A 5,428-nucleotide genomic window follows, 5' to 3' on the forward strand; every position below is an offset into this window, starting at 1 on the left:
GTCACCAAGCCCGCGCACGCTGGTTCCACCAACGCACCCGACTGAACAGGGACTACGCCCTAGTCAGCTAGCAATTGGCGGCTGCCGTACTAGGAAAACCGCCAGGCGTCGCCGAAAACGCACACAGAACACGCACTCAATTCGGCACGTCCGGACGTCCCTCGGGACGCCGGCGGTCACACTCCGCAACGCGCCGTCTGCGGCAGACGTCAGCGATCTCATAGTCCAGTGCTCACCGGTATCAAACGCGCGTCCGCCGCCTTCGAGTTCGCGATGACCGTGCCACAGACCATGTCGATCGCCGTCGGCGCGACCCTGATCGCGCTGCTGGACTACCGGCTGATGCTGGGCATCGTGGCCACCGCCGTCACGGTGTCCGCGGTCTACCTGGCCACCCGCCCCGGCCAGCGCCCAGGCGCCACCGAGCAGTCCGCCGACGTGCTGGTGCCGGCGGGCGGGGCCGTCGCGGCACCGACGGCGGACCGCTAGCCCCAGAGACGTACCCCCGTGGGTTCGCACCAGGTTCCGACGCTGCTCCTCGCCCTGGCGCTGATCTCGCTACTCGCCTTCGCGGCCGGCGCGGTGGCCCGGCACCTCCGGCAACCTCCCGTCATCGGTGAGGTGGTCCTGGGCATCCTGCTCGGCCCGACGCTGCTCAGCGGGGCCGTCTCGGACACGCTCTTCCCGGAGGACATCCGGCCCTTCCTGAGCGCCCTGGCGACCATCGGCGTCGTCCTGTTCATGTACACCGTCGGGACGGAGCTGAACGCCGGTCTGCTCCGTGGACGCCGGGTGGTCGCGGGCACCGTCGCCGCCGGCTCCATCGCCGCCGGCTCCATCGCCGCCGGCTCCATCGCCGTGCCGTTCGGCCTCGGCGCGTTGCTGGCCCTGCACCTGTACGCGAGCCACCCGACCGACAGCAAGACCGGATTCGTGCTGTTCATGGGCGCCGCCATGTCGGTGACCGCGTTCCCGGTGCTGGCCCGTATCCTCATCGACCGTGGGCTGAGCCGCACCTGGCTCGGCAGCGTGGCGCTGGCCTGTGCCGCAATCGACGACGTACTCGCCTGGACGCTGCTCGCCGTCGTGGTCGCGGTCGCGGGCGCCGGCGGTGGCTCCCTGTCGGCGCTGCTGTTCCTGCCCTACCTGCTGCTCATGTTTGCGGTCGTCCGGCCGCTGCTGCGGCGCCTGCTCGATGATCGCGTGACGGGTGGCCAGCCTCGACCGACAGCCCTGCTCGTCACGCTGGTGGGGCTGCTGACGTCGGCGGCCGTCACCGACTGGATCGGGTTGCACTTCATCTTCGGCGCCTTCCTGTTCGGCGTGGTCATGCCCCGTGCCGCGACCACACCCGAGCACGGCGTCACCGCGCAGGTGGGCGACCGGATATCGCACCTCAACGGTCTGCTGCTACTACCGATCTTCTTCGTCGTCGCCGGGCTGAAGGTCGATCTGTCCACCATGGACGTCGGCGACCTCGTCGAACTGGCCCTCATCCTGGCCGTCGCGGTGGGCGGCAAGTTCGTCGGCGCGTTCACCGCCGCCCGCCTCGGCGGGGTACCCGCCCGGTCGGCGACTGCGCTCGCCGTCCTGATGAACACCCGCGGCCTGACCGAACTGATCATCCTCGCCGTCGGCCTGGAACTCGGCATGCTCGACGGCCAGCTCTACTCCTCGATGGCCGTGATGGCCCTGGTCACCACCGCGATGGCCGGCCCGCTACTGCAACTTCTCTACCCGGTTGCGGCGACACCTCGACGCAGCGGTACACGCAGGACTTCAGGCCGGTCAGGCGGTGAAGGGCTCGGGACCGAAACGGCCCCACGCGACGAACGCCGCAAGAGCGAGATAGATCAGGTTCAGCACCATGAACCGGGGTGAGCCGTGCCGGAGATGCGTGATCATCGCACCGACCATCAACAGGACCCAGCAGGTGGCGGTCACCGGCACCACATCCGGTGCGACATCGAGCACGGCTGGCAGGATCAGGCCGACCGCAGCCAGGATTTCGAGGACCCCGAGGGTCTTCACGAAGCCCACGCTGAAGTGTCCGACCCATTCCCCGCCACGGATCTTTCTCAACCTTTCCCAGGGTACGAACGTCTTGCTGATGCCACCGGCCAGAGCGACCACGGCGAGGAGCCCGGCGGCGATCCAGAGTGCGAGGTTCATGAAGTCTCCTTCGTTCAACGATCCGGTCACCAAGACACCGCCCGACCGGTCGTTGTGACAGCGCGGGTGCCGCCGGACTCAGCCGACCGGGCCGGTGCGGCGCGAGCGGGCCAGCGCCAGCCAGCCAAGGACCGTGGCGACCAGCCCGGCCACGAGGGCCATGAAGCCACCGACAATGCCGTAACCGGTGCCGGGGCCACCCTCGGCGGCGACCACCACCAGGCCGCCGGCGGCCGTGGCGGCCAGCCCCGCCACCATGGCCACGACGGCGCTCCGTCGCCCGTTGCCGTTGCCGGCCCGGCTGCTAGAGCGGGCCAGCGCCAGCCCTCCGATGACCACGCCGGCCAGCGCGACGAGTACGGCCACGGCGCCCACGAGCCGCCCGGCGGTCAGGGTGGCCGCCTCGACGCCGGCCGACTCGGCGCTGAGCTGTGCGGTTGCTGGTACGGACCCGAGCAGGGCCCCGGCGGCGGAGGTGGGCAGGCGACAGAAGGACGTGGTGTTCTCCTCATCTTCTTCGACCGGATGTCGCTGAATCCTGTCCGCCGCACCTACCGCCTGTCGTCCTGCCGGCGCGGACACTTCACGCTGCCGCGACGAGCGCATCCGGCTGCCGTGGATGTCGCAGAATTCGGGGATGTACCGCATCTGCGGTAGCCGTCGGGTCATCCGCGCGCGGGAGTTGCCCGGGCGGACGTCCGATTAGGGTGCCTGCATGAACAGGGGACGGGTCCAGGTCGGGGACTGGACGATCGCCGCCGGCGTGGCGGCGATCCTTCTGGTCACCGGGCTGTCCGGGCAGCACTCCGGCACCCGTTTCGACCTGCTGGGCTACCCCCTGCTGGCGGTCGGCGGCCTGGCGCTGGCCCTGCGCCGCCACGCGCCGGTGCCCGTCCTGGTCGTCACCGGGTTGTGCGCGGTGGGTTACCAGGCGGCCGGGTTCGACGTGCCTGCCGTCGCCTACCTGTTCGCGGTGTACGCGGCCGTACGGGCGGGACACCGCACGGTCACGGTGGCCGCAAGCGTGATCATGTTGGCTGCTCTCCCGCTCGCCGCCGGGGTCTCCGGCCTACACGACATCGGTGACGCGTTCACGCAGGCACGAGATGCTCTCGAACTGGCCTGGCTGATCGCCGCCGGTGCGGCCGGCGAGGCGCTGCGTCAGGCCGAGCGCCGGGCCGACGAGGCCGAGCGCACCCGGGAGGAGACGGCGCGCCGCCGCGCCTACGAGGAGCGGCTACACATCGCGCGGGAACTGCACGATTCACTCACCCACCAGATCTCCGTCATCAAGGTGCAGGCCGAGGTCGCCGTCCACCTGGGTCGTAGGCGGGGTGAGCAGGTGCCGGCGGCCCTGCTGGCGATCCGGGAGGCCGGTCGTGACGCGGCCCGGGAGCTGCGAGCGACGCTGGAGGCGCTCCGCGACGACGACGGGAGCCCGTCGCGTGGCCTCGACCACGTCCCCGAACTGTTGCAACGGGCGAGGACGACCGGATTGGACGCGACGCTGACGATCGAGGGACGCCGCACCGACCTACCAACCACAGTGGAGCGGACCGCCTACCGGATCGTGCAGGAGTCGCTGACCAACATCAACCGTCACGCCGCGGCGGCGACCGCATCCGTCCGGATCGCCTACCGTCCCGACGCCCTCGCCATCCAGGTCGACGACGACGGCAGCGCGAGGCCGGACAGCGCGGCGGTACCCGGCGTCGGGCTGCTCGGGATGCGCGAACGAGTCACCGCTCTCGGCGGTCACCTGCACGCGGAACCGCGCCGCGAGGGCGGCTTCACCGTCCGGGCCGAGCTTCCGGTGGACCAGACATGACGATCCGGGTGCTGCTGGTCGACGACCAGCCACTGATCCGCAGCGGGTTCCGCGCGCTGCTCGATGTCGAGGACGACATCGAGGTGGTGGCCGAAGCCGCCGACGGCAGTGAGGGCCTGGCATTGGCCAGGGAGCACCTGCCCGACATCGCGCTCATCGACATCCGGATGCCGGTCGTCGACGGGATCGAGGCGACCCGGCGCATCGCCGCAGACCCGGCCCTGACCCGGGTGCACGTCGTCATCCTGACCAACTATGGCTTGGACGAATACGTCCTCAACGCGCTGCGCGCCGGTGCGGCCGGATTTCTCGTCAAGGACATCCAGCCGGAGGACTTCCTCCATGCCATCCGGGTCGCCGCGCGAGGCGACGCCCTGCTCGCACCGTCGATCACCCGCAAGCTGATCAACCGGTACGTCACCCAGCCGCTCCACCCGGGCGCCCACACGGTGTTGACCCGGCTGACCAACCGCGAGCGCGAGGCCGTCGCGCTGGTGGCGCAGGGCCTGTCCAACGACCAGATCGCCGGTCGCATGACGATCAGCCCGATGACCGCGAAGACCCACATCAACCGCGCCATGACCAAGCTCCACGTACGCGACCGGGCCCAGCTCGTCGTCCTCGCCTACGAATCCGGCCTGGTGTCTCCGGGCAACTCCTGACGCTCCCGCGCGGTGAGCGCGCAGGCAGGAGGCCACCGGTCGAGTGCAGCTTGCGCAATGGAACCGGCAGGTCGACAAGGCCGAAGAATGTCGATGATGGTCAATGTTGCCGGAGTGGGTCCAAGCATGTTGAAATGGCTTCATATCGCCGCAGCGCGGAGGCAACCGCGCTGAGCACGGCCCGCACGGGAGCATCGCAGTGCCGGCAGCGCGCCACCTTGGGCAGACTCCCGCGCGCCGCAGCGCCAGGCCACCTCCACCCGACGGCCCCCCGGGCAGACGTCCGTCCCATGCGTCTGCGAACACCAGAACCGGCGACGAGGCGAGAAGCATCTATGACTACCCGGCAACGCATCACCAGGTGGCTCCGAAACCCCTTCCTCCTGGATGGAAGTGACCCTGCTCGCCGTCTCGATTGGCGCAGTCACCCTCGCCACCTCAACCACCGCCACGACCGAACCAGCAGACCTACCCAAACAACTCCAGACCCACCTACGCACCACACTCGAACGAGCAGACCCAGCCCAACACCACCACGCCGGACACACCACCCAGCAAACAACCACCGACAAAACCGCAAAACCGCCCGTCATCTGCGGAGTCCACGTCTACGGCCACGAACCAGCCCAGGCCACCACCCTCACCGACATCCACACCATCTACGGCTTCCACCTCTGCGGAATCGCCGAACCCACCTGCCCCTGGGACACGGCCGTTTCATGATCGATTGTGGCTGTGAGTGATGGTGCCCGTGTCGGCGTGTCGG

7 protein-coding genes are annotated in these 5,428 nt (G+C 69.5%); 5 read left to right on the forward strand and 2 right to left on the reverse strand.

Annotated features, from left to right (window positions below):
* The first annotated feature begins 228 nt into the window (after nt 1-228).
* Both ACFHWY_RS27880 and ACFHWY_RS27885 read left to right on the forward strand, forming a co-directional pair.
* Nucleotides 229-489, forward strand: coding sequence for a hypothetical protein (locus ACFHWY_RS27880; protein WP_416583228.1), 261 nt, complete (start codon nt 229-231; stop codon nt 487-489).
* An 18-nt stretch (nt 490-507) separates the two neighbouring features.
* A complete protein-coding gene (locus ACFHWY_RS27885; RefSeq protein ID WP_416583229.1) occupies nt 508-1,881 on the forward strand; it encodes a cation:proton antiporter in 1,374 nt (457 codons plus the stop codon).
* On the opposite strand, the gene ACFHWY_RS27890 is transcribed toward ACFHWY_RS27885, so the two are convergent.
* Both ACFHWY_RS27890 and ACFHWY_RS27895 read right to left on the reverse strand, forming a co-directional pair.
* Complete coding sequence (locus ACFHWY_RS27890; RefSeq protein ID WP_416583230.1) at nt 1,789-2,172, reverse strand: DoxX family protein; 384 nt, start codon at nt 2,170-2,172, stop codon at nt 1,789-1,791. The genes ACFHWY_RS27885 and ACFHWY_RS27890 overlap by 93 nt on opposite strands.
* A 78-nt stretch (nt 2,173-2,250) precedes the next feature.
* A complete protein-coding gene (locus ACFHWY_RS27895; RefSeq protein WP_416583231.1) occupies nt 2,251-2,841 on the reverse strand; it encodes a DUF6223 family protein in 591 nt (196 codons plus the stop codon).
* A gap of 46 nt (nt 2,842-2,887) precedes the next feature.
* Here ACFHWY_RS27895 and ACFHWY_RS27900 point away from each other — a divergent pair, with 46 nt between their 5' ends.
* The 3 genes from ACFHWY_RS27900 to ACFHWY_RS27910 all read left to right on the forward strand — a co-directional run bounded on the left by ACFHWY_RS27900 (nt 2,888) and on the right by ACFHWY_RS27910 (nt 5,385).
* The gene (locus tag ACFHWY_RS27900) at nt 2,888-4,000 is read left to right on the forward strand and encodes a sensor histidine kinase (protein ID WP_416583232.1); all 1,113 of its coding nucleotides are present in this window, start codon (nt 2,888-2,890) and stop codon (nt 3,998-4,000) included.
* On the forward strand, nt 3,997-4,662 hold the full coding sequence (locus ACFHWY_RS27905) for a response regulator (RefSeq protein WP_416583233.1): 666 nt from the start codon (nt 3,997-3,999) through the stop codon (nt 4,660-4,662). Before ACFHWY_RS27900 ends, ACFHWY_RS27905 begins: the two co-directional genes overlap by 4 nt.
* Before the next feature lie 387 nt (nt 4,663-5,049).
* A complete protein-coding gene (locus ACFHWY_RS27910) occupies nt 5,050-5,385 on the forward strand; it encodes a hypothetical protein (RefSeq protein WP_416583234.1) in 336 nt (111 codons plus the stop codon).
* Nucleotides 5,386-5,428 lie beyond the last annotated feature (43 nt).

The organism is Micromonospora sp. LOL_024 (assembly GCF_048060415.1).
In the GTDB taxonomy this organism is placed as follows: domain Bacteria; phylum Actinomycetota; class Actinomycetes; order Mycobacteriales; family Micromonosporaceae; genus Micromonospora.

Excerpts from the sequence above, each read along its gene's own strand:
- ACFHWY_RS27890 (WP_416583230.1), bottom strand. The coding sequence starts at position 2,172 with ATGAACCTCGCACTCTGGATCGCCGCCGGGCTCCTCGCCGTGGTCGCT.
- ACFHWY_RS27895 (WP_416583231.1), bottom strand. The coding sequence starts at position 2,841 with ATGACCCGACGGCTACCGCAGATGCGGTACATCCCCGAATTCTGCGAC.
- ACFHWY_RS27900 (WP_416583232.1), top strand. The coding sequence starts at position 2,888 with ATGAACAGGGGACGGGTCCAGGTCGGGGACTGGACGATCGCCGCCGGC.
- ACFHWY_RS27905 (WP_416583233.1), top strand. The coding sequence starts at position 3,997 with ATGACGATCCGGGTGCTGCTGGTCGACGACCAGCCACTGATCCGCAGC.
- ACFHWY_RS27910 (WP_416583234.1), top strand. The coding sequence starts at position 5,050 with ATGGAAGTGACCCTGCTCGCCGTCTCGATTGGCGCAGTCACCCTCGCC.